At 65.7% G+C, this 23,435-nt stretch carries 17 protein-coding genes and 3 pseudogenes; 7 read left to right on the plus strand and 13 right to left on the minus strand.

The genetic code is table 11. The features are described 5' to 3' along the window. Positions 1-6: 6 nt before the first annotated feature. Complete coding sequence (locus CR165_RS17415) at positions 7-504, minus strand: A24 family peptidase (protein WP_245906530.1); 498 nt, start codon at positions 502-504, stop codon at positions 7-9. A 90-nt stretch (positions 505-594) separates the two neighbouring features. Continuing rightward, the gene (locus CR165_RS17420; RefSeq protein WP_245906532.1) at positions 595-798 is read right to left on the minus strand and encodes a Flp family type IVb pilin; all 204 of its coding nucleotides are present in this window, start codon (positions 796-798) and stop codon (positions 595-597) included. 174 nt (positions 799-972) lie between these two features. On the opposite strand from CR165_RS17420, the gene CR165_RS17425 reads away from it, so the two are divergent. From CR165_RS17425 to CR165_RS17440, 4 genes and pseudogenes are all read left to right on the plus strand, one after another. Then, positions 973-2,484, plus strand: a complete 1,512-nt coding sequence (locus CR165_RS17425) for a pilus assembly protein TadG-related protein (protein ID WP_109518216.1) — start codon at positions 973-975, stop codon at positions 2,482-2,484. Further along, positions 2,481-2,927 carry a TadE/TadG family type IV pilus assembly protein gene (locus tag CR165_RS17430; protein WP_109518217.1) on the plus strand — a complete coding sequence of 149 codons (447 nt, stop codon included), beginning with the start codon at positions 2,481-2,483 and terminating at the stop codon, positions 2,925-2,927. Before CR165_RS17425 ends, CR165_RS17430 begins: the two co-directional genes overlap by 4 nt. After that, positions 2,905-3,318 carry a TadE/TadG family type IV pilus assembly protein gene (locus CR165_RS17435; RefSeq protein WP_109518218.1) on the plus strand — a complete coding sequence of 138 codons (414 nt, stop codon included), beginning with the start codon at positions 2,905-2,907 and terminating at the stop codon, positions 3,316-3,318. The genes CR165_RS17430 and CR165_RS17435 overlap by 23 nt, the downstream gene beginning before the upstream one ends. A gap of 74 nt (positions 3,319-3,392) precedes the next feature. Further along, positions 3,393-3,728, plus strand: a pseudogene (locus tag CR165_RS17440) (integrase core domain-containing protein); the annotation flags it as partial. A gap of 15 nt (positions 3,729-3,743) precedes the next feature. Here CR165_RS17440 and CR165_RS17445 read toward each other — a convergent pair. Genes CR165_RS17445 through CR165_RS17470 form a run of 6 tightly spaced genes read right to left on the minus strand, consistent with a single transcriptional unit; the run spans position 3,744 to position 14,644 of the window. Further along, positions 3,744-6,785: a hybrid sensor histidine kinase/response regulator gene (locus CR165_RS17445; protein WP_181378216.1), complete on the minus strand. Its 3,042-nt coding sequence runs from the start codon at positions 6,783-6,785 to the stop codon at positions 3,744-3,746. Between the two features lie 56 nt (positions 6,786-6,841). After that, entirely contained in the window at positions 6,842-7,795 is a 954-nt protein-coding gene (locus tag CR165_RS17450; RefSeq protein WP_109518220.1) for an ATP-binding response regulator, read from the minus strand. A gap of 1 nt (position 7,796) precedes the next feature. Next, positions 7,797-9,131 carry an HlyD family type I secretion periplasmic adaptor subunit gene (locus CR165_RS17455; protein ID WP_109518221.1) on the minus strand — a complete coding sequence of 445 codons (1,335 nt, stop codon included), beginning with the start codon at positions 9,129-9,131 and terminating at the stop codon, positions 7,797-7,799. Next, positions 9,128-11,365: a peptidase domain-containing ABC transporter gene (locus tag CR165_RS17460; RefSeq protein ID WP_146201934.1), complete on the minus strand. Its 2,238-nt coding sequence runs from the start codon at positions 11,363-11,365 to the stop codon at positions 9,128-9,130. Before CR165_RS17460 ends, CR165_RS17455 begins: the two co-directional genes overlap by 4 nt. Beyond that, entirely contained in the window at positions 11,362-13,053 is a 1,692-nt protein-coding gene (locus CR165_RS17465; protein ID WP_109518223.1) for an ATP-binding cassette domain-containing protein, read from the minus strand. Before CR165_RS17465 ends, CR165_RS17460 begins: the two co-directional genes overlap by 4 nt. Next, a complete protein-coding gene (locus CR165_RS17470; protein ID WP_146201935.1) occupies positions 13,040-14,644 on the minus strand; it encodes a hypothetical protein in 1,605 nt (534 codons plus the stop codon). The genes CR165_RS17465 and CR165_RS17470 overlap by 14 nt, the downstream gene beginning before the upstream one ends. 291 nt (positions 14,645-14,935) lie before the next feature. Here CR165_RS17470 and CR165_RS17475 point away from each other — a divergent pair. The 3 genes and pseudogenes from CR165_RS17475 to CR165_RS17485 form a co-directional block, all read left to right on the plus strand. After that, positions 14,936-15,668 (plus strand): annotated as a pseudogene (locus CR165_RS17475) (IS5 family transposase); the annotation flags it as partial. Positions 15,669-15,913: 245 nt separating this feature from the next. Beyond that, positions 15,914-17,569: an alpha-glucosidase family protein gene (locus tag CR165_RS17480; RefSeq protein WP_245906534.1), complete on the plus strand. Its 1,656-nt coding sequence runs from the start codon at positions 15,914-15,916 to the stop codon at positions 17,567-17,569. Next, a complete protein-coding gene (locus CR165_RS17485; protein WP_109518225.1) occupies positions 17,566-19,266 on the plus strand; it encodes an alpha-amylase family glycosyl hydrolase in 1,701 nt (566 codons plus the stop codon). Before CR165_RS17480 ends, CR165_RS17485 begins: the two co-directional genes overlap by 4 nt. Before the next feature lie 193 nt (positions 19,267-19,459). Here the strand turns inward: CR165_RS17485 and CR165_RS17490 are convergent, their stop codons facing one another. From CR165_RS17490 to CR165_RS17510, 5 genes and pseudogenes are all read right to left on the minus strand, one after another. Beyond that, positions 19,460-19,879 (minus strand): DUF6525 family protein, encoded by a 420-nt coding sequence (locus CR165_RS17490; protein WP_109518226.1) that lies wholly within the window; start codon positions 19,877-19,879, stop codon positions 19,460-19,462. Between the two features lie 309 nt (positions 19,880-20,188). After that, the gene (locus CR165_RS17495; protein WP_181378217.1) at positions 20,189-21,193 is read right to left on the minus strand and encodes an aldo/keto reductase; all 1,005 of its coding nucleotides are present in this window, start codon (positions 21,191-21,193) and stop codon (positions 20,189-20,191) included. Positions 21,194-21,583: 390 nt separating this feature from the next. Then, the gene (locus CR165_RS17500) at positions 21,584-22,066 is read right to left on the minus strand and encodes a DUF1003 domain-containing protein (RefSeq protein WP_245906536.1); all 483 of its coding nucleotides are present in this window, start codon (positions 22,064-22,066) and stop codon (positions 21,584-21,586) included. A gap of 431 nt (positions 22,067-22,497) precedes the next feature. Next, on the minus strand, positions 22,498-22,707 hold the full coding sequence (locus CR165_RS26140) for a transposase (protein ID WP_109518229.1): 210 nt from the start codon (positions 22,705-22,707) through the stop codon (positions 22,498-22,500). A 620-nt stretch (positions 22,708-23,327) separates the two neighbouring features. Beyond that, positions 23,328-23,435, minus strand: a pseudogene (locus CR165_RS17510) (IS5-like element ISRso1 family transposase); the annotation flags it as partial.

A 23,435-nucleotide genomic window follows, 5' to 3' on the forward strand; every position in this document is an offset into this window, starting at 1 on the left:
CGTGCCCTATATCCTGTGCAGGAGGACCGCCGCGCCGCCCAGGGCGATGGCCAGCCCATAAGGCAACGGTCCCCGCCGGCGGATGCGCCAGGCCTCGACATGGCAGAGGCGCGGCAGGATGCCGCCGGCCGTGGCGGGCCGCGCCAGATGCGCCGGCAGCAGCCAGGAGAGCGCCAGATAGACCAGGGCCAGAACCCCGCCGGCGAGCGCGGTGACCACCAGGAAGTCCCAGACCATGGCCGGGGCCATGCCGAGGGCGAGGGCCGACATCAGCTTCACGTCTCCGCCGCCCAGCGCGCCGCGCGCAAAGAGGAAGAGCAGGAGGGCGAAGAGCACGGCCGCCGTGAGAACCGAGAGGAGCGCCGCCTGGGGGCCCAGGGCCAGCCGGGCGGCGAGGCCGATCAGGGCCGCCAGGATGCTGACCGTGTCGGGAATGGTGCGCGTGGCGATGTCACGCCAGGCAGCGACGGCCAGGAGCGGGAGAAGACAGGCGAAGAGAAGCACCGCCAAATGTCTCCTGCAACCTCTTGGATAAAATGGCCAAGTCGTGGGTACGAGGCGGCGGGCGTGCCGCCGCCTCGCAGAACAAACTCTTTACGAGGGAGGCGTGCCGGTAATCGCCGTGTCAATCTTGCCCCCAAGTCCGGTCAGAAATGTCGAGACGTAATCGCCGAAGGTACCAACCGCAGTTGCGACAGCAACCACGAGCACTGCGGCAATCACGCCATATTCCAGGGCGGTGACCCCCTTGCGATCCGCTTTGAGAGCGGTGAGCAGATAAATCGCCTTACCCATCATGGGATTCGCTCCGTTATCGCACCGCAGCGGGAACAGGATGCCGCGCGACCATCGCGCGATCTCTTTCAATGACTGCCCGCATCGGTAGCAATCGGGAGGTAACATTTGCCTCTTCACAACCTCAAGAGGTATTTCAACGCTTGGTAAAAATCCTGCGAGAATGTTAAGGGGTGTGTGCTGAACATCACAACCCGTTGTGCGAGGCGCAAGCCTGAGCGCAACCCTGAGCAAATAGCGACCCAGCCTCCTTCCATCCTTGAGTGGTCCCGCGCTGTGCCCCTTCGCCTCCCCCTCCTGCTCTCCCGGCTCGGCAGTCCGGCTTCACGCCTGCGGCGGGACCGGCGGGGCGCCACGGTCGTGCTGTTCGCCGTCAGCGCCACGGCGCTGCTCGGTGCGGTCGCGCTGATCACGGATGGCGGGCTGCTCTATCTAACCCAGCGGCGCGTGCAGAGCGCGGCCGACGCGGCCGCCATCGCCGCCGCCTCGGCCGCCGGAACGCGCTCCAGCACCGCCGCCCTGGCGGCCGCGACCGAAGTCGCGACGCTCAACGGCTTCACCACGGATGCCGAAACCACGGTGCAGGCCCGCAATCCGCCTGACAGCGGCCCCTACATGAACAACGGCCAGGCCTATGAGGTGACGATCCGCCGCCGGCAGCCGATGGCACTCGCCGCCACCCTCTTCGGGATGGGCGATAGCGATGTCAGCGCGCGGGCCGTGGCCATGCTGAAAAGCCAGATGCAGGTCTGCCTGCTTGCCCTCAACGGCACCGCCAAGGTTTCCAGCTTCAGCAAGTTCGAGATGCGCGGCTGCGCCATCGGCGCCAATGCCACAGGCAGCAAGGCGGTGCAGATCGATCAAGCCGGCAGCTTCAGCGCCCAGGGCGTCGTGACAGCGGGATTGTGCGACGGCTGCACCAACACGAATGTGAAGCTGACCGATGGCTACCAGGAGCAGATGCCGCCGATCTCCAACCCCTATGCGCCGCTGGACAAGCTGACCCCGCCGGATCCGCCCTGCACCACCAGCTCCACGACCAGCTTCAATTCCACCATGCGTATTCCACGCTACGAGCAAAGCCAGACGGCCTTCTGCAACAAGGCCTATTTCGTGGAGAATGACGGCGTGGTCGTGCTGGACGCCGGGACCTACATCTTCCGCAATGCCTCGCTGACCTTCCGCAGCCTTTCGGAAGTGCGTTGCAATGGCTGCACCTTCATCCTGGTTGGCACCGGGGCGGGCACGACGGCGTCCTTCACCGCCGCCACTCTCAGCCAGTTCCTCTGCGACAACTGCAGCATCGTGCTGCTGGGCAGCCAGCCCGGGCAGGTGACGTTCAGCAGCATCTCCAAGGCCCGCCTCACCGCGCCCGCGACCAACACCTATGACCCCGCGCTGAACGGCATGATCATCATCCGCGCCAATGCCGGCCCCGCAGGCACTAGCAGCAACCCGACGCTGAACCTCAGCAATCTCAGCGCGATCGATCTGCTGGGCGGCATCTATGTGCCGAATGCCTTCACGCGCATCAGCAACATGTCCGCGCCGAACCCCAGCACCTGCCTTCCGGTGGTGGCCGGCACCCTGGAGGTGGGGCAGCTCAGCAACTTCCCCTTCGACGTCAGCGGCTGCCCGGGCCGCAATACCAAGGTGCCGCAGGTGATGGTGCCGAGGATGGTGGAATGAAGGCGATGCGCACCCGCCTCGCGGCCTGCCGCCGGGGCGTCTCGTTGACGGAGTTCGCGCTGATCGCCCCTGTCCTCTGCCTGCTGGTGATGGGCAGCTTCGATGTGGGGAACGCCATCCAGCAGAGCCTGCAACTGGAAGCGGCGGCTCGGGCCGGGGCGCAATATGCCTTCAGCCGCCCGGCCGACAGCGTGGGCATCACCGCCGCCATCCGCGCCAATCTTCCGGGCTGGAGCGATATCAGCGTGCCGGACCCGGCCATGGCCTGCCGCTGCGACGATGGCGCGACCGTGTCCTGCCATGGCGGTGCCTGCGCCATGGGTACGCCTGCCACCTATCTCTCGATCCGCGTCAGCCGGCCCTTCAGTGCCAGCACACCCCTGGCTGCCGCCGTCCTGCCGGCGCAAACCCTGACCGGCCATGTCGAACTCCGTCTTCGCTAGGCTCGGCCGGCGGGGCGCGCTCTCGCTCGAATTCGCCCTCGCCACCTTGCCCTTCATGCTGCTTTTCATGGGCGGTATCGAGATGTCGCGCTACGTCTACACGGTGCAGGCCGTGCACGCCTATGCCGATGCCGTGCTGCGCAGAACGCTGGTCTATGTGGGCGAGGACGCGCAGAAGCGCTGCTTGGCCGATCTCTCGGAGGTCGTCGCCCGCCCGGGTCTGCCCATGGGGCTGGAGCCGGAACAACTGCTGCAGGAGCGGCGAGGCTGCCAGCGCAATGGCAGCATCACCCTGGTCAGCATCGACATCAGCTACCGCTTCACCTTCGCCGTGAATGTCTTCGGCACCGGAGAGGCGCGCATCACCCGCGCGGCGCAGCAAAATCTCTAGCCAAATGCTCCCGGCAGGCGTTCTCCGCTTTAATGCTTGCTGATGATGGTGTCGATGAGTACGGGCCGGCGGGGAGGAAGATCCTCGCCATGCGCCGCCCGGCGCCGGGGCTGATCCATCATGCGGAGCGTGGCAGCCAATATTGCTCCGCTGGTCACTGAGCGGAGCTCCGAGAGCACGGCATCCTGATTTCGATGTCGGGCAAAGGGAATTGCTACGACAACGCCATGGTCGAGACGTTCTTCAAGGCGCTGAGGTCGGAACTCGTCTGGCGCACCATGTTTGAAACACATCAGGATGCCGAGCAGGCCATCGGCCGCCACATTGATGGTCTCTACAGCCCTGTCAGGCGCCACTCCGCGCCCGGCTTCACAAGCCCGGTCCAGTTCGAGAAGATGGCCGCCAGTTGATCCAGCGCCTCTCCGTCAAACCGGAGCAATTCCCTTACCGTCATCCATCAGTTTTTTGATGCCATCCGACGTCGCGGTGAAGACACGCTCCATATGATCACGAATAGCCTGCAGCTCCCTCATCTGTGCCTCTCCACCAAGGCGCGCGCGCTTTTCGAATTCTTCTGCCAGCAGGGCCAATGCACTGGCTCCTAGAATGCGGCTTGAACTCTTGATTGTATGAGCGGGCATAATTGCATCCTCCACTTGAGCCATGGCCAATGCCTTCTTGATGTCTTCGATGTAAGAGGAAGTGTCTTGCAAATAAAATGAAACAAGAGCCTCGAATTTTTTCATCGATGATTTTGTTTTCTGAAATTCCGCCAAGTCAATAACGGGAATCTTGGAACGCGGGAGAGGCGGTTGCTCTGCCGTAGGAGCGGCCATGACTGGCGCTGCCTTCGGCGCCGTAGCCGGAGCGGGATTCTCCGAAGAGCTTTTCAGCAGAGGCGCTTCCATAGTCACCGGAGACTGGGCCTTAGGGGCCGCTGAGGGCCGGAAGCTGGCAGTTGTTGTGCCTGGAAGCTCGGCTGCCAGATCCTGCTCCAATGACCCGGGCAGGGGTGCCTTGACTGTCGCCGTGGGCGAATGCGAGGGAATTTTGACCGCCGCCAGGACACGCTGCTTCTTCGCCGCGGTGGATGTGAAATCCTTCAGCGAGTCTAGAAGCATCTGCAGATCGACCGTGCTGATCGGCTTGCTCAAGAAGGCGTCCATGCCGGCTGCAAGGCATTTCTCACGATCACCCTTCAAGGCGTTTGCTGTCAAAGCAACGATCGGCACGCGGTGAATCTCGCCATCCGCCATCATGCGCCGAAGATGGCCGCTGGCCTCGTAGCCATCCATCACAGGCATCTGGCAGTCCATAAAGATCACGTCGAAACGGCCCTGCAACGCTGCCTCAATCGCCTTCTTGCCATTGGTCGCTCTGGCAACCTCGAAGCCCAAATCCCTGAGGATCTCTTCTCCGAACATCAGATTCACGTTGTTGTCGTCCAGGAGAAGCGCCTTGTATCCCTCGAACGGATGAGCAGGGGAGATGCTGGATGCACCGGCCATGTCCATTCCCTCTGCTTTGGAAATTCCGCTCTGCACGGCGCGTAGTATGGTCTCGTACAATGTGTGTGCGCTGAACGGCTTGATGACCACCTGGGAGAACGCAGCATAGCGTTTGTCGGCCTGCTGCGTACCGAGCACGATAGTCGGCGCGGCAGATAGGGCAGGAAACGCCTGCGCCAGGCGCCTGACTTCCAAAGCTTCCTCGATATGCGGGCCCTGGTCGATCACCAGCGCATCGAAGGGAGCATTTTCGGCCTGGGCCTGCAATGCCCGCTGCAATGTCACCGTGGGTTCGAACCAGACGCATTCGACGCCACGCACCTCAAGCCCTTTACCGATGATGCTCCTCAGCGGCGGGGCACCACAGATGATGGCCAGCCGCAATGCGGGCCCCTTTTCGATCGTGGCGGGCTGCAGTACCTGCACCGGCAGCCGAAAGGTGAAGGTCGATCCCTGGCCGATCGCACTGGTGACGCCGATGCGGCCGCCCATCAGCTCGCAAAGTTCGCGGCAGATGGAGAGGCCGAGCCCGGTTCCCCCATAAAGCCGGGTCGTGCTCGCCTCCGCCTGGGTGAAGCGGGAGAAGAGCTTGGCCATGCTTTGCTCCGAGATGCCGATACCGCTATCCCGGATCGAGACACGGATGAGCGCCTGGCCTGTCTTGTCATCATGAGATTCGACGGCCGCGGAAACGAAGATCTCACCCTGCTTCGTGAACTTGAGCGCGTTCGATATCAGATTCCCGATGATCTGGCGCAGGCGCGTCGGGTCCGCCTGGACGAATTCCGGCAGGTCGGGCTCGATGTCCAGCAGGAGGTCGAGCTCCTTGTCCTGCGCTCCCATAGCGTAGAAGCCGATAATGTCGCTGATCAGCCCAGGCAGATTGACCCGCACGGGGTCGATCGCCATCTGCCCGCTCTCGAGCTTGGAGATATCCAGGATGTCGTTGAGGATGGACAGAAGAACGCCGCCAGACGAGCGGATCTGTCGCACGTAACGAAGCTGTTGCTCGGAAAGCTCCGTCCGCGTCAGGAGTTCCGCCATGCCGAGAACCCCGTTGAGCGGCGTGCGGATCTCATGGCTCATATTGGCCAGGAAGGTCGATTTGGAGTCGTTGGCACTGTTCGCCTTGTCGAGTGCCGCCTGAAGCTCCGCCTCTGCTCGCCGGCGGTCTCTCATGTAATGCACCGAAAGCGCTACGGTGATCGCGCTGATCGCCAGAATGCCGGCGACCATGAAGGCGAGCTTTCCGAAACGCACCGTCCTGTCCCAGTTGGCGAGCACGATCTGGCTGTTGTGCGCCAGCCTTACCGCCTCCTGCGTGGCGTCCCCGGTCCAGTCCGCGGTGCCGCGGCCGGGCAGGAGGAACTCGGTTTGCACCTCGTCCACAGTAAGCCGCGCCGCGGTCAGGCTGCCTTCCCGGAAATCGGCGCTGAGCTCTTCGAGCATCTTGCGCACATCCACCGCCGCATAGACGATGAAGAAATCCCCAGAGCCTCCGCCCAAGCGCATGGCCTGCGCCAGCACGACCTCGTCGCCGTCCATGTTGGGGAACAGCGACGCGAAGGCTTGCGGCCGGATGGCCGTGATCAGCCCCTCATTCTGCAGCAGTTGCGCCGCGAGCCGCTGCGCCTCCACCGGATTGATATCCGGAAGCGTGCCCGGGTTGGTGAAGGAGCGCCGCTGACGCAAGGAATCGCCCCGTATCAGCCCGAGATCGATGATGTAAGGCGAGAGGCGCGACGCGACACGCAGCTTGGCCGCGACTTCCTCTTCCCGGCGCGCGGAGATGAAGGCCGCCAGGTCCTTCACCCGGACCAGAACGGTGTCGGCCTGCGCCATCACCAGGCGGCTCAGCATTCGTCTCTCGCCGAGGAATAGCCGGTTCTGCTCGCGGATGAAGGTCACCGAGTACCAGCCGACCAGCATCGCAGTGAGACCGCAGATCACCAGCATCATCGGGACCGTGCGAAGCTTTCCGGTCCGCCCGCGGCGCCACTCCGCCATCGCATGCCTTACCATTTGACATCTCGCTCCTGGGCGATGAAGCCGATCGCCTTGTTGCCGGTCTTGTCAAAGCTCAGCCGGTCGAAGGCGAAGTTCGCGGCGCGCGAGATGCCACGCCCGCAGCTGGCAGCGGCCCGGCTGGGATCCGCTGTCAGGTAGGGCCGCCAATCGAATCCGGGTCCATTGTCGGCGACGCTGATGTAGATGCCATCCTGGCGGCGGATCGCGGCCGCCTCCACCCAGCTTTCGGCGAAGCGCGCCTCCTGCGACCGCTCGGCCAGCGCCTGCTGCCATTGGCCCTGCATCATCAGGCGCGCCTTCTCCTGGAAGCCGAAGCGCAGGACGCCATGCTCAACCGCGTTCTGAACCAATTCGTAGATGCCCTGGATGGCGCGGTCCGGCGTGTCCTGCATGCTGGCCAGCATGCTCACCACCGGCTCCACCTCCTCCGGACGGCGCAGACGGAACTTCACCGCCTGCATGAAGCGGAAGGCCTGCTGGTGGCCGGCGAGATCGGCCCGCAGCTTGCGCTGCCGCGCCACCTCGCGAATGGCGGAGTTGACGACGGAGGCGACCACCTTCTCCACCGGCGGCTTGGTGAGATAGTAGAAGGCCCCCGCCTCGATGCCGGCGCTGACATCCTCGCTGTCGGCTGCGCCGGTGAGGATGATGACGGGCATGTGCCGGGTCTGCGGTTCGCGCTTCAGCCGCCGTGTCAGGCCCAGCCCGTCCATCACCGGCATGGTGCGGTCGGTCATCACGAGGTCTGCCATGCCGGGGTTCTCCCGCAGCAGCGCGAAGGCCTCAGCGCCATTGCCGGCGGTGTGCACGCGGTGGCCAAGCTGCTCCAGGCATTGCTCCATCGCCAGCAGGCTGGTGCGGTCGTCATCAACCAGCAGGATGTTCACGGCGCGGGCATCGGCGCCGGCGGGGCCAGGAGGCGTGGCGGATGCGGGCGGCATCTCAGCGCTCCTGGAAGGATGTGCTCAAGGCCCGGCGGATCGGGCTCAGCAGATAGGCCATGACCGTCTTGTCGCCGGTGATGATGTCGGCCGTGACGGCCATGCCAGGCGAGAGCAGGGCACCAGGCGCCAGGGGCAGGTGGTTCGAGGCCAGGTCCACCTGCACCTTGTAGTAGGCCATCCCGTCGCCGCTGAAGGAGGAGGGCGAGACGCGCGAGACGCGGCCCTCGATCCAGCCGAAGCGGGTGAAGTCATAGGCGGAGATCTTGACGTGCACCGGAAGCCCGGGCCGGACATGGCCGATCTGGGAGACGGGCAGCCGCGTCTCGGCATGCAGCATCTCGTCCAGCGGCACGATCACCGCCAGGGGCTGACCCGCGCCCGCCACACCACCGATTGTCGTCACTTCCAGCGACTTGACAATGCCGCGCACCGGCGAGCCCACCGTCAGGCGCTCCTGCCGCCTGAGCCGCTTCGCGACATCGCCCTCCAGCGCCATCACCGCCCGGCGCAACTCCTGGATGCGGGAGGCCAGGTCGGACCTGACGGAGGCCAGGGTGGCAATCTTGTTCTTCTGCGCCTCGGCCACGGCCTCCAGGGCGGTGCGGCGCTTCTCCAGCGCGACCTGGAGCTGGTTCTCTGCATCCTCGCGCTCCTTGCGCCGCTCGGAGTACTGCGTTCGTGTGGCGTAGCCTTGGTTGAACAAGGTGCCGATCCTCGCCTCCTGTTCCGCGGCGAAGGCGTGGTTGTTGCGCAGCCCGGCGATCTGAGTCTCCAGCGTCCTGAGTTGCAGCCTTGCCTGCTCGATCTGGCTGTCCAGTAGGGAAATCTGGCTTGCCTGCGCGTCACGCTGCGCCGCATGGGCCGCCGCTGTGGCCCGGACCGCGACATCCTCTCCGAAGGCCTGGAAGTCTGGCGCGCGGTCCTCCATCAGCGCCACGAGCCCCTCGATCTGTGCCAGCAGGTTGTGCCGCTGGAGCGTCATCACCTGCACGTCCTCGGTGGTGCCGCCATCGGTCAGGATGAAGATCGGCGCACCACGCTCCACGAGCTCGCCAGGCTGCACGAGGATCTGCTCGACCATGCCGCCTTCGAAATGCTGCACGACGCGCTCGAAGCCGGAGGGCACGATCGTGCCGCTGGCCTGGGAGACGTCGTGCACGCGTGCCGTCGCGGCCCAGCCGACAAAGGCCAGTACGCTGAGCGCCACCAGGACGCATATGCGGCGCAGCATGCGCTGCGGCACCTTCTCGTCGACCAGCAACGGATAGACCAGCTGCGCCTCATCCGAGGCAGGGAGGGGGCGGGGCGGCGGCGCTGGCGAGAGAGCGTTCATGCAGGCCCCTGCACCAGCGCCGCAGGCGTCGTCACCGCTGGCACCTTTCCGTAGCGCAGAACGACGACGCGCTCGGCCAGCGCCAGGAAGTCTGACCTGTGAGAGACGAACAGGACGGTCCGGCTGCGGCTTCTTTGCGTGATGATGTCCCTGATCACCCGGCCTACCTCGCCATCCAGCAAGCGGTTAGGCACCTCGTCTATCAAGAGGATATTACTTTCGGTTAAAAGCGCCTGTGCCACGGCGAACTTGAAGTGGAACTCCAGAGGGAAGGCCTTCGTCTCGTCGCAGCGGTGGTCGAGGCCATCCTCCAACTGCTCCACCGCCTCCGCCAGGCGGGCGGCCTGAAGCGCCAGACGCAGCTTGCCCTCCTCCGCAAGAGGATTGACGAAGAGCAGGTTGTCGCGCAGCGTGCCCGGAAACAGCCGCGGATGCTGCGGGACGTAGGCGATGCGGCGGCGCAGCTCGTCGGGCGGCAGCTGGCGCAGATCCACGCCATCGAGCCGCACGGCGCCAATCGTCAGGTCGCTCAGCCCCTGGACCAGCTTGAGCACGGTCGTCTTGCCGCTGCCATTGGCCCCGGTGATGCCGATACGGCTGCCAGGTGGTATCTCGAGGTCCAGGCCGACAAAGACGGGGCGCGTATCGGCGGCGCGGAAGCCGGTGTTGAGGAAGCTGATGCCACCCTGCAACGGGCGTGCCTGGCTGTACTGCCGCACCTCATCCCGCTCGGGCGGGATCTCCATCAGCCCATTCAGCTGGCCCAGGCTGTTCCGCAGTTGCTCGCAACGCTGCACCGAGAGGCAAAGCATGTGGGAGGGAACCATGGCGCGGCGGCCCAGGATGGTGCACGCAAGCAGCCCGCCGGTGCCAAGGGTGCCGGCCCAGACCGCCTCCGTCCCTGCCGCGAGCATCAGCATCGTCGCGGTGGTGAGGATGAAGGTCGAGATCGCATCCCCTGCCGCGCCGACCATGCGCAGATCGAGCTGCGCCACCTGCTGCCGCCGCACGCAGCCGATCATGCGGCCCGACCATTGGTGCTGCAGGCCGGCCTGGCGAATCACCTCCCGCTTCTGGAAGGTCTCGATGGTCATACGCTGCATCTCGGTGGACTCGTCGGCCGCGATCGAGGTCATCACCCGCGCCCGGCGCAGCAGCACCGAGAACAGCCAGAGATGCGCCAGGATACCGAGCAGCGGCACCACCACCACCCATCCCGCCACGGCGGCGAGCAGGCCGAGGGAGGCGGCGGTGATCGGTGCCTCGAGCAGCGCGATGAAGGCGGGGCCGGTGATGAAGTTGCGGACGTTCTCGAAGGTGCGCAGGCGAGCCACCTGGTCGGTTACCGAGGCCCGTTCGGAAATGGCGGGCCTGATCTTGAGGATGCGCTCGAAGGTCGCGCCGGCGACGAGGAACTCCAGCCGGTTGGCGATCCAGGCCAGCATCCGGCTGCGCTGCCCGACCAGCAGGCCCTCGATGAGCACGATGAGTGCCATGCCGAGCGCGAACATCGGCAGCGGCTCAAGCGAGCCCAGGCTGATCACGTGGTGGTAGATCTGAATGGTGAACAGCGGCAGCGCCGTGCTGACGCCGGCGATGGCCAGGCTGACCAGTATGAGGCCGCCGGCCAGCCAGCCGAACTTGGCCATAAGGGCACGAAACCAGCGGTGCCCGGTGTGGCTGCGCCGCGCCGCGGAGAGCGGGTGGGTATCGCCCTCGCGCGGGAAGCTCCAGAGGGTGCCGCGGCCGAGCTGGCGTGATGAGGCCAGCTCCTCCATCGCGCCGGAGGGCCAAAGCCGCCACATCCGGTTGCTGCCGGGCAGGCGCAGGATGACGGAGGCGCCTTCCCCGCCGCCATCGTGCAGCAGCGGCGCCTGCGGCTGCGCCGGCAGGCGGGCAAGCGGCGTGGCGCAGAAACCGAGATGCCCCATCGCGGCAATGATGCCATCCGCATCCATCGGCGCGGGTTCGGCCGGCAGGGCGGCGAGCAGCTGGCGCAGCGGAAAGTCCGTGCCGGCGGTCAGGCAGAGCGCGCAGAACAGCCGCTCGTCACCCTCATCGCCGCTGAGGCCATGCCGGCTTCGGCGCACCAGCGCCTGCAGTTGGGCAAGCCGGTTCAGCAGGCTCCGCAGCGCCGCACCGCCTTCCGTGTCGCCGTGCGGTGCCGTGCGGCTGGCCTGCTCCGGCGCGGCCGGCACTGCCCGGGCGGCATCCTGCCGGGGCGGTATGATCATACCCTGAGATCCCGGTATGAGATCCGCTCCGCCATGGCGAAGCCCTCGATGGGGCGCAGCCCGCCCTCTGACAGGAGGAAGCGCTTGTCGGCATAGCCGAGCAGGTTGGCGTCGTCCGAGACCAGGATGAAGGTGGCCTGCCCATGCACCTTGCCGATGAAGCGGCTGAGCTTGGCGTAGCCTTCCCGGTCCAGCGCGCGATCGGCATTGTCGAGGAGGATGAGCTTCGGCCGCGTGGCAAGCGCCCGCAGGATGGTCAGCTGCTGGCGCAGCCCGGGCGGAATGGCATCGGCCGCCGAGCCCATCAGCTGCGTGTCGAGCCCGTTCGGCAGCTCGTTGATGGCCGCGTCGATGCCGAGCAGCGCGGCCACTTCCATGGCCGCCTCCACGCTCACCTCGCCAAAGCGCGTGATGTTGTCGCGTATCGTGCCACGGAACAGGATCCCCTCCGATGACACATAGCCGACGCAGCGGTTGAGCAGAGGTTGGGGATATTCTGTCGGCGCCACGCCGTTCAGCGTGGCAGTGCCCTCGGCGGGCCGGTGCACGCCGGCGATGATCTGCAGCAGCGCGGAGTTGGCGCGCTCCGATGGGCCGGAGATGGCGACGATCTCCCCGGGTTGCAGCGTCAGGTTCACGTCCCGGAAAAGGCAGGTGCCATCGCTGGCATGGAAGGCTGCGCGGTTGAGCGAGACGCGGCCTTCATTGGTGACGCTCAGCTCATGCCGTGGGCTGGCGACCGGCTCCTGGCGGAGCAGCGCCACGATCTTCTGCTGCGCCGCGCCGATGTCCTTCATCTGCACGAAGAGGAAGATGGCCTGCTGCAGCGGCGCCATGACGCGGCCGCTGAGCAGGACCAGCGCCGAGACTCCTCCCATCGTCGTCTGGCCGTGCCCGACCGCGATGGCGCCGAGGGCCAGCGTCGCCGCGGTCAGCGACTGGCTGGCGACAGAGGCACTGTTGAGCAGCCGGCCCGTTACCAGCCCGAGCTGATGGTTGCGGCGGCTCATGGAGGACTGACCCGCCTCGAATCTGCGAAGGATGTTGTCCTCGATGCCCAGCGCCTTGATCAGGTGCATCGCGTCCAGCATGGTGAAGAGGAAATCGTAGCGGCTCTCGCCTTCCGCGGCGCTCTGGTCAACCAGACGCTTCATCCGCCGTGCGTCTAGCAGCGTGACGAGGCCAAAGATTGCAAGGCAGAGCAGCACGAACAGGCCAGTCATCCAGGAGATGGCAAGGATGGCGGCAAGGATGATCGGCAGGAAAAGCAGCTCGATCATGCTGACGACGATCTGCCCGTTGTATTTTTCCTTGAGCTGCTGGATGGCACCGAGATACTCGATGCTGCGCGAGGCGAGAAGGCGCCCTCCTGGCGGGTCGCTGGCGATGACATGCGTGAGCAGCCGGTGCGTGATCAAACCGGCGAAATTGGCTCCTGCACGATTCAGAACAGCTGCGCGAGCGAAGCGCAGCAATCCCTCGGCGGCACCAAGGCACACCACGCTGGCGACAAGGATCAACAGCGTGGGGCTGTATGGAGCGGGAATGAGGTGACCGAAGATCTGGGAAGCAGCAACTGGTATGGTCAGGCTGAGCACATTCAGTGCCAGTGTCACCAGAAGAAGCGTTAATACGGACTGCTTCCAGAATGCTGCTTCCCGAAGATATCCTGTGTCACCATCCGCCATAAAATGCTCCCGACAGGAATCCGCCGCCAATCTTCGCGGCCACTGCCGTTTGCGTACTGTTTATGGCGTCAACATTCGATGAAGGGGTGCCTGTACTGGGCGCTGTCGCGATGGCGAGGAGATCTGTCGCCTGACTCGGTGCCAGGATTGAGGGCGTATCCGTCAGGGCGGTCAACATCGCATCGGCGGACAAAGCAGATGTTCCGCTTGCTACATCGAAGAGGTCCAGGCTTGCCATTGCCTCAGGCGCGATTTCAGCGAGGTTGAACTCCGCCATCATTTCAGAACTGAGGGCGCCAAAGAGATCGGCGTCGAGCGCCAGGTCGGTGTCGCCCCCGGCCGCCGGGGCGCCGCCGGCGAGGACCCCGCCGAGATCGGCGGTGGCCGGCAGGTCGATATCGCCCAGCAGCGCCTCGACCGGGTCGAGCCCGACCGCGACCTCGAGCGGCGTGCCGCCCGGCAGGGTGGCGTCGAGCGCCAGGTCGGTGTCGCCCCCGGCCGCCGGGGCGCCGCCGGCGAGGACCCCACCGAGATCGGCGGTGACCGGCAGGTCGATATCGCCCAGCAGCGCCTCGACCGGGTCGAGCCCGACCGCGACCTCGAGCGGCGTGCCGCCGGGCAGGGTGGCGTCGAGCGCCAGATCGGTGTCGCCCCCGGCCGCCGGGGCGCCGCCGGCGAGGACCCCACCGAGATCGGCGGTGACCGGCAGGTCGATATCGCCCAGCAGCGCCTCGACCGGGTCGAGCCCGACCGCGACCTCGAGCGGCGTGCCACCGGGCAGGGTGGCGTCGAGCGCCAGATCGGTGTCGCCCCCGGCCGCCGGGGCGCCGCCGGCGAGGACCCCGCCGAGATCGGCGGTGGCCGGCAGGTCGATATCGCCCAGCAGCGCCTCGACCGGGTCGAGCCCGACCGCGACCTCGAGCGGCGTGCCGCCGGGCAGGGTGGCGTCGAGCGCCAGATCGGTGTCGCCTGAGGCGCTAGTGTCGGATGGGCCAGTAGCGGCGGGTGTACCGTCTTGTGTATCTTCGGCGGGCTGCGTTGCTCCTGCTGCCGCGTCAGGCACCGGCTGCGACCCAGTGTTTTCGGAATTGGTCAGGAGAGGGTCTGCCGGCCGCTCGTCTTCTGCCGCTTCGAGGGATGCTCTACCCGGCAGGACCGGCGCGGCAGCGCCTTCGGTAGCACGTGGGATGTCAGCAGGCGGCGAATTAGCGCCTGCCGCAGTGGCGGCCACGCTTTCGGCCTCGGGCGGCGGTATGCTCTCTTCGCGGCCTGAAAAGGGGTCTTTGTTGCCGGTCGAGCGTTGGTCCGGCACCACCTGCGTCGCCGGGTCAGCCGTGATGTTTTGCGTGTCAGGCGCAAAGCCTGCGCCTGCAGCGTCCCTGGAGGCAATATTGGCAAATGCTTGCGTATTGTCGTCCGCGCGGTTTGCAGACGATGTCTCGGCAATGCCGTCACGCTCGGTAATCTCTGCAAGCGCGGCCCCTTTTACATTAACTCCTTTGACGGCGCTCGAACCATCGAAGAGGTCCACAGCTTCATAGAGCTTTGTTTCAAGACTCTGGGAAGGCTGGGGATTCGTGATTGGCGGCATTTCTAAGATCCTCCCAAGACATCATTTTATGATCCAATATTTAACTTTTTACTAAATTCGGACGTTAATATTGGCTTTCAGATTCTGAAGAGAGGATTGCTGAGAGGCTGACTGCAACCTTAACTGGGATGACTGGGAGCCAAGTGAAAAACGTAATGGAGGCGGAATAGAAAAAATCTCGGCAGAGGCGATGGTGTGCTCGAAATCCTTGCCCAGCTCGGCTCAGGACTTATCAACGAGCCTCTCGCGCTTCGAGGCCGCTGTGCTTCCATGGTTGCCGGAGGTGCTGCGATGGCGGGCCTGTCGTGGCTCACGCAGGCGCAGATCCAGCGGGGTCGCACCCTGCTTCCCGATCTCGCACGGAGTGCCACGCGTGGATGACCCGCAGATCGTCAGCGGCATCATCCACGTCATCCGCAATGGCCTTCGCCGGCGCGATGCGCCTGCCGAGGATGGCTCGCACAAGACGCCGTGCAACCGCCGCCTCGTCCGCTGGAGGCGCAGGGGTGTCTTCAACCGTGTCTTCGGCGGGCTGGCCGGCCGCGAAGGGCAGCCGCATCCGCTGATGATCGACACCACTCACCTCAAGGCGCGCCGCACAGCCGCCAGCCTGCTCAAAAGCGGGCTTTCCCCATCCTGTCAGACAGCCTGAGCTCCAAGCCGCACGCCGCCCCTGATGGCCAAGGCCGCCCGCTCATCATGCTGCTTTCCGAAGGGCCGGATGAGCGACCACACGGGTGCCGCGCTGATGCTGGATGCCCTGCCGTCCGCCGGCGCCCTGATCGGCGACAAGAGCTATGACAGCGGTCGCTTCCACCAGGCCCCGGACGGTCGCGGCATCGAGCCTCGCATTCCATTGCGCCGCGGCCGCAAGCAGCGCATCGCGCATGACAGGACGCTCCACCGCATCGAGACCATGCTCAGCAAGTCAAGGACTGGCGCCGCATCGCCACGCTCCATGACCGCTGCGCTCACACCTTCCGCTACCTGCCTCGCCGCCGCCATCCTCCCTTGGATTGATGAGTCTCCTTCCTCCGCCCTGCAACCCTGCAGCGCCTCTGCCGTTCAGGCTCCGGGCGCCCACGCTGCCGCATTGGGTGGCGCTAGGGCCTGAGCGATGGCAACGGATGCGTCTGGTCGCGCCTCCATCCGCTCTGAAGTCCCCTGCCGCGGGCTGGCGCCGTCCGCCTGCGGATTTGTCCCTGGGCAGCTCCCTGGGCCGAGCTTCGGATGACGCCTCGGCGCGTCGTCCCCCCTTTCCCCCGGCGAATGCGTGTCGCCGCGCGCAAGGAGGACCTCATGTCGAAAACGACAACCGCTCCACCTTGGTGGCAAGGCGCGGTCATCTATCAGATCTATCCCCGCAGCTTTGGTGACACCACCGGCAACGGCATCGGTGACCTGAACGGCATCCGGCAGCATCTTGACCACCTCGCAGCACTTGGCGTCGATGCCATCTGGATCTCGCCTTTCGTCAAGTCACCGATGCGGGACTTTGGCTACGACGTGTCAGACTACCACTCGGTCGACCCGCTGTTCGGCACGCTGGACGACTTCGAGGCATTGCTGGCGGAAGCGCATGAGCGCGGCTTGAAGGTGCTGATGGATCAGGTGCTCAGCCATACCTCCAGCGAGCATCCATGGTTCCTGGAAAGCCGCGCCAGCCGCGACAACCCGCGCGCCGACTGGTATGTCTGGGCCGACCCGAAGCCAGACGGCTCGCCGCCCAACAATTGGCTTTCGGTGTTCGGCGGCTCCTCCTGGCAGTGGGAACCGCGGCGGGGCCAGTACTACCTGCACAACTTCCTGCGTGAACAGCCGGACCTCAACTACCACAACCCTGCGGTGCAGGAGGCGGTCCTCGAGGTTTGCCGCTACTGGCTGGAGATGGGGGTGGATGGCTTCCGCCTAGACGTCTGCGCCTTCTACTTCCATGACGCCCGGCTGCGCGACAACCCGGCCAACCCGGAGTGCCCGGTCGGCCGGCATTTCCTGTTCAACCCCTATTCCCTGCAGCGGCACGCACACGACATCGCACAGCCGGAAAACCTGGGCTTCCTGGAGAAGCTGCGCAAGCTGACCGATGCCTATCCGGAGCGCGTGCTGCTGGGCGAGTTGCACGAGAATGAGGGCGTGCGCCTGCACCAGGAGTACACCGCGCCGCACCGCCTGCAACTTGCCTATGGCTATTGGCTGCTTGGCGCGGACACGCTGGATGCCCCGACGATCCGCCGCACCGCGACCGATCTGGGCCATGAGATGGAATGCGGCTGGCCCTGCTGGGCGCTCGACAACCACGACTTCATCCGCTCACCGACACGGCTTGGCCCAGAGGCGGCCTCGGGCGAGCTCTCCCTGACCATCCTGGCGGCACTCGCATGCCTGCGCGGCGCGCTCTGCCTCTACCAGGGCAGCGAGCTGGGGCTACCTCAGGCAGAGATCCCGTATGAGCGGCTGATCGACCCGTACGGCATCGAGTTCTACCCTGCTTTTGAGGGGCGGGACGGCGCCCGCACACCAATGCCGTGGGATGCCAAGCAATCGCATTGCGGCTTCAGCGCCGCCGAACCCTGGCTGCCCATCCCCCCCGCCCATGTGGAGCGCGCGGCGGCGCAGCAGGCGGCGCTGCCGGGCTCCATTCTCAACAGAACGCGCCGCTTCCTGACCTGGCGGCGAGATCAGGCACCGCTGCGTGCGGGCGGCCTTCGCTTCATCGAGGTTCCGGACGGCATGCTCGCCTTCGAGCGCTGGCTGGGCGAGCACCGCATCCTCTGCGCCTTCAACCTGACCGCCGCGCCGCTGGAGGCAGAGCTGCCCGAGCCACTGCTCGGCATGCCGCTGGAAGGGCATGGCTTCGGCGGTGTCCGCGCCGCTGGCCGGCTCAGCCTGCCGCCCTATGGCGCCTATTTCGGAGGTCAGGCATGACGATGTCCACGACCCGGGAAACGGTGCTTGCCGAGTTTGCCAAGGCGCCGAAGCTGGAACCGCCGGTACGCGCCGAATGGTGGCGCGGCGCTGCCATCTACGAGGCCTATGTGCGCAGCTTCCGCGACACGAATGGAGATGGTGTCGGGGATTTGCGGGGCGTGCTGGAAAAGCTCGACCACATCGCCGGGCTGGGAGTGGACGCGCTGTGGCTTTCGCCCTTTTACCCGTCGCCGCAGAAGGATTTCGGATACGATGCGGTGGACTACCGCAACGTTGACCCCTCGGCCGGCACACTGGACGACTTCCTGGCTTTGCTGAAGGCGGCGCATGCGCGCGGCCTGAAGCTACTGATGGACTTCATTCCTGCCCACACTTCGGACGAACATCCCTGGTTCCAGGAAAGCCGCAGCTCGCGCGAGAATGCCCGTGCCGAGTGGTATGTCTGGGCCGATGCGGCGCCGGATGGCGGGCCACCGAACAACTGGCTCTCCTCCTTCGGCGGCGGCGCCTGGCAGTGGGAGCCGCGGCGCTCGCAGTACTACTATCATCCCTTCCTCGCCTGTCAGCCGGCGCTCAACCTGCGCAAGCCCGAGGCGCTGGAGGCGGTGATCCAGGACATGCGGTTCTGGCTCGACCTCGGCGTGGATGGCTTCCGGCTGGACGCGGTGCAGTGCCTGGCCTGCGATCCGGACTTGCGCAGCAATCCGCCAAGCCCGCGCAGCGGTTCACCCATCCTGCTCGGCGGTGGGCCGAACAACCCCTTCGGCCGCCAGATTCATCTCTTCGACCGTGATGTACCGGAGGCGCTGCCCATCATCCATGCGCTGCGCGCGGCGGTTGAATCCTACGACCCGCCGCGTGTGCTGATTGGCGAGCTGGCGGATGTGGATTCCTCACGCGCTGCCGAGAAGTACACAGCCGATGGCCAGGGATTCCACACCGTCTATGATTTCGACCTGATCAACACGCCGGCCGATGTGGCGAGCCTCGCCAGCCTGCTGCGACTGCGCGACGAGTATCTGCGCAGTGGCTGGCTCTACAACGTCTTCACCAACCACGACTCGCTGCGCGCCGTTTCCAACCTTGCCGCCTTTGCCTCGGACAAAGGCGAAACGGCGGCGGCAGCACGCATGCTGCTGTTCCTGCAGTTCACGTTGAAGGGTGGCGGTGCGTTGTTCCAGGGCGAGGAGCTGGGCCTGCCGCACCCCAAGCTGCCGCGCGAACAACTGCAGGACCCTTGGGGCTTGGCGCTGTGGCCAGATTTCCAGGGCCGCGACGGTGGCCGGACCCCGATGCCGTGGGAGGCCGAAGCGTCGCATGCCGGCTTCACCAGCGGCGACAGCCCGTGGCTGCCGGTGCCCGAGATCCATCGTCCGCTGGCGGTGGACCGGCAGGAGCAGGACCCTGATTCCACGCTGAACTTCCTGCGCCGCTTCCTCGCCTGGCGGCGCGGCCAGCCTATCCTGAAATGGGGCGGCGAGCATGTGCACGAGGCGCACACCGCGCCCTTGTTGGTTTACGACCGCTTCGACCAGAACACGGTGTTGCGCTGCATGATCAACTTCAGCATGGATGAGCGGCTCCTACCGCTGGAGGAAGGCTGGCGGTGTCTGCGGGCGCCTGGCTGTGTCACCCGTCTGGCCAGGCACGGGCTGCCCCTGCCGCCGCTAGGGTTCGCCATCTTGCGGGCATGACACCGCCTTCTGCTCCGGCTGAGCGTTACTGACTGAGATCTGCGGGTCATGATGTTGTGCCCGCTTCAGGCCGATGATTCCTGCTTGGCGCAATCAGGCGTCTGGTCGGAGAGGCCGTTGGGTGCGGCTCCGCTGGCTTCTTCGCCGTGTGCTGCGGGGTCGGCGAGCTTAACGGCCTGTTGGAGCCTCGCCCTCATCGCCGCCGGCGGCGGCCTGTTGGGTGCTTCTTCCCTGCCTTGGACTGCGTCTTCATCGGGGCGACGAGAAGGCGCTCCGCTGCGGGGATGCCATCCGTGCCAGCATAACGCTGCAGCGTCGCGCCGGCGGCAAGATGCGGATAGGCTTGAGCACCGCTGGGCCATGTTCTCGCAAAGGCGGCAACCTCGGCATGATCGTGCCTGCGGATGGCCTGGACGAGAAAGGACGCAGCCTGCGCCGGCCTCAGGCGCTGCTGCTGCAGCAGGTTGAGATGCCATTCGCGAGCGCGCAGGGGACACCAGTCGACCAAGGCTTCCTGCAAGGCGCGTCGCACCTCCAGCGGCAGCTCCTCATACGCCCGGTAGGGGTCACCCTTGAGCTTGCTGTAGGGCTTGGCCGCCATGCTGTTGTCCATGGGCCGCGTTCTACCGAAAGGCAGGTCCCTCGGAAACTGCGGTGCCATCCGCTGGATGCTGGGCACGTATGCCGCCGCGTTGGATGCGGTAGGGGTTCCGCCCGCGTGGCGGGTCGCCCCTAGAACTGTCCCCCGCCGCCCCGGCGCCTCTGCCTGGAAGCGGTCGTCACCAGTCCAGTGGCCCGGCAGCCAGGCGCGTCAGGCAATCGGCAGGCCGCATCGCAGTAGAGCCAGGAGAGGGCGCTGACCGGCGAAGCGGATGCCGCACGCGGCAAGAGGGAAGCCCGCCTGACGCCACTCTCTTCCGGCCTACCGGCTCTCGCCCGAAAGACCAGCGGTGAGTTCGGCCAAGCGCTGGAGCGCCGCCGGCGGCAACGGGCCTTTCAGCACGGCCTCGAGTGCGGCCTCGAACTCCTCCACACTGGCCATGCCGACCAGGACCGTTCCCACCGCGGGATGGCCAATCACAAAGCGAATGGCAGCTTCTGGCAAGGAGGCCGCGAAGCCCTCTGCCACCAGCGGCAGCAGCCGGGACGCCTGGCCCAGATCGTCCTCATAGGTTTGTCCCGAGCCCATCGGCTCCGGCGGGGGGCTGGCGACAGGATGGCGCTGCGCGGAACCGCTCAGGGCGCCTCCGGCCAGGACACGGATGCCAACCGCACCCATGCGCTTCTCCTGCATACGCTTAAGCAACTGCCGGTAATCCTGCGCCGGGTGGCCCGTGGGGAGGGCGGTGCCGGCCGAAGGGTTCAGCATGTTATAGATGACCTGGGCCCCGCCGAAGAAACCGGCGTCAACCACCTGGTGCAAGGCCTCGGTCTCCCCGACCGCCGTCCAGCCGGGCAGCCGCAGCTTGCCAGCCGCCTGGAGCGAGTGGAAGGCTGGCACCACCTCTTCCAGCACCTGGCGCAGGCTGAGTTTCTCGCCGCCGCCGTGCAGGGTGATCTCGTTATGGAGATAGAAGATGTCGGCTTGGTCCCGCTGCAGGCGCCGTAAGCTGCCCTCGAGGGATGCTGCCACGGCGGCGGCGATGTTCCCGAACTCGTCCGATCGCAGCCGGACCTTGGTGCCGACCAGGGCATTGCCAGCCTTGAGCCGCCGCAGGGCATTACCCAGGTTCTGTTCCGAGGCGCCGTTGCCGTACTGTACGGCGGTGTCGAAGTAGTTGATGCCAGCCTCAAGCGCACGGGCGATGGCGCGTTCCTGGTCCGCGACGGCACCGCGCACCATCAGGCCTCCAACCCCGCCGCAGCCAAAGCCGAGCAAGGATGTGGACAGGCCATCCGGCCCAAATCTGCGTGTCTCGACGGACATGGCTTCCTCCTGTGCACCATCTTGCTTGGGCCGGCCATGAGAGCGCCGAGCCATGGCGAAGCGTCCAACAGGACGCTTCCAGCCGCAAGCTCATCTCTGGGTCAGATCTAGAGATCGCCGATCAGATCGCGGCGGCCGCAGTGAGTGTGGCAACCGTCGTTCCCCCTCCGCTCATTGATGGCGCGGTTCAAAGGTTATGAGGCATACGGGCTGCAGGAGTGGCTGCTACCGCCTCATGTTGCCGCATCTTCTATCCGGCTCCGCAGGCCATGTTGCGGCACCTGCCGTTCGCAGCCCGGCAGGCTCGCTGGTCGAGGCTCATCATCTTCCGGATGGCCGCCGAAGGCCCTCCTCATCGCGTGGCGAACACCCCTCTTCCGTCCCGGCCATTCAGTCTTTCCGTTGCCGCGCCTCGATCTCGTCCAGCACGGCTTCTGGCGCGATGTCCTGCTGCACCTCCTTCAGTTCCGGGTCGGCCTGAGTGCGGATGTCCATGCGCCTGGCGATCTCGGCCACGAGTTCCGATAGCTTGGTCAGTTCATGCTCCGCCAACAGGCTGATCTGAAGGTCCAGATCGGCCCGCTTGTCGGCTGCGGCGGCCATGCGGTTCTGGCTGATGAGCACAAAGGTGGAGAGAAAAATGGCCTCGACCGAAGCCTCCATCGCCAGCACCACGAAGGACGGGTCGAATTTGGGCACGCCCGGCACCAGGCCAAGATTGACCAGGATCCAGGTGCCGTAGAAGGCCAGGTGGATGTAGACGAACGTCATGCTGCCGGTGAAACGGGTGATGGCCCCGGCAACCCGCTCCTCCCGGCTCGCCGATGCGGCCTCCTGGCGGCGCCGATCCTCCAGGACCTGGATGTTGCGCATGAGAGAAGTATTGAGGCCGACCGGCCTTGGCGGCGGCACCGTCGGTGTTGGTCCTGGCATTTCACGGGGGTCCTTCTTCGGAATCGCGCTGGGATGTCAGAAGAACCGGCGAGGAACCCTCCGGTTGGTAATTCTGTCCATCGCCGGCGAATTCGGCGCATGCAGGGCGGAGAATCCTCCCCGCGAGCTTGCGCCCTCGCTGCCTGGCAGAGGGCCTGCAAGCGCGCACGCCACTCGGATGGCGGAGGACCAAGGCACCTTCACCCATATGCCCGCCGCCGAAGAACACCGGATCACGCGCGCATATCTCGTGGTTCAGGGGCTCCGCCCCGGAGGCCCGCCTCGCCCGGTTCAACAGGGCCATGGTTCCGCAGTGGCCATGGGTCGGCTCGGCATCAGCAAACCAGCTCGCGTAGGCGGCCTTTACCTCGTCATCCGCCCGCTGCCTTGCCGCCCTCGGCCATGCGCCGCCTCCAATCCAACAGCAGGCTGGGCGGAACCCCGTGCATCCGGGCCACGGCCAAGGCCGTCATGTCTGGCTCCATGGCGCCCTCAACCAGCCGGAGCTTCTGATCGGCATTGTGGCAGCATCGGCGCTCACGGCCGGTGAGGATTTGGACGCGAGGCGGGTCCATCGGCATAAGCGCGCGCCTAAGCACAGACTGAGGTCCTCGCCGCTATGCGCGGTGTCAGGTCGAACTGGGGCCAGTCCAACAGGACAGAAGATCTCGAAATCGACCACGGCCGGGAGGCGCTCCAGCGGATCGCCGGCTGCGGAAGGGCTGCATACCGCTCATCCGGGTCGAAGAGGCCGAGTTGCCCCGCCATTGCCACTGCCTCCGCTGACCAAGGCCAGTGAATCAGCCCGGCGCCCCAGCCGCGAGGTTGTCTGAGGCGTCCGAATGGCTGACACGGAACAGGGCCAATGATCCCCGCGAAATCTTGGTTGTCTCACCCGATCTCCATGCGGCCATTCATGCCAGCAATGGGGCCTCGGGCTGGCCCACTCCGGCCCTGGTCATCAGCGGGCAGAGGCTGCCTCCCAAGCTCAACCGCCATCTTCGGGCGCGGTGAGCGATGGAATGTCCATTTGGGAAATGCACCGTCAGTTTACAAAGGTCAGTAGATCCTGCCAGCCGATCATCCAACTCGGCCGGCTGTGCCGTTGAATGAGAGGCACTTCAGTCTTTCAGTCCATTGTGGATCAAACGGAAGAAGGTACTGAACAATGCATCACGCCTCAGTGCCCGTTTGAGAATGGTCATGGGTGGGCGATGCGCCTGATGAGGAGCGCGCCCATGCCGACGTGGATCATGGCTTCGGAGACGTCGCAGCGGCGCTCGTAGTCGCGAACCAGGCGGCGCCAACG

This window comes from Teichococcus aestuarii (assembly GCF_003116135.1).
In the GTDB taxonomy this organism is placed as follows: Bacteria; Pseudomonadota; Alphaproteobacteria; order Acetobacterales; family Acetobacteraceae; genus Pseudoroseomonas; species Pseudoroseomonas aestuarii.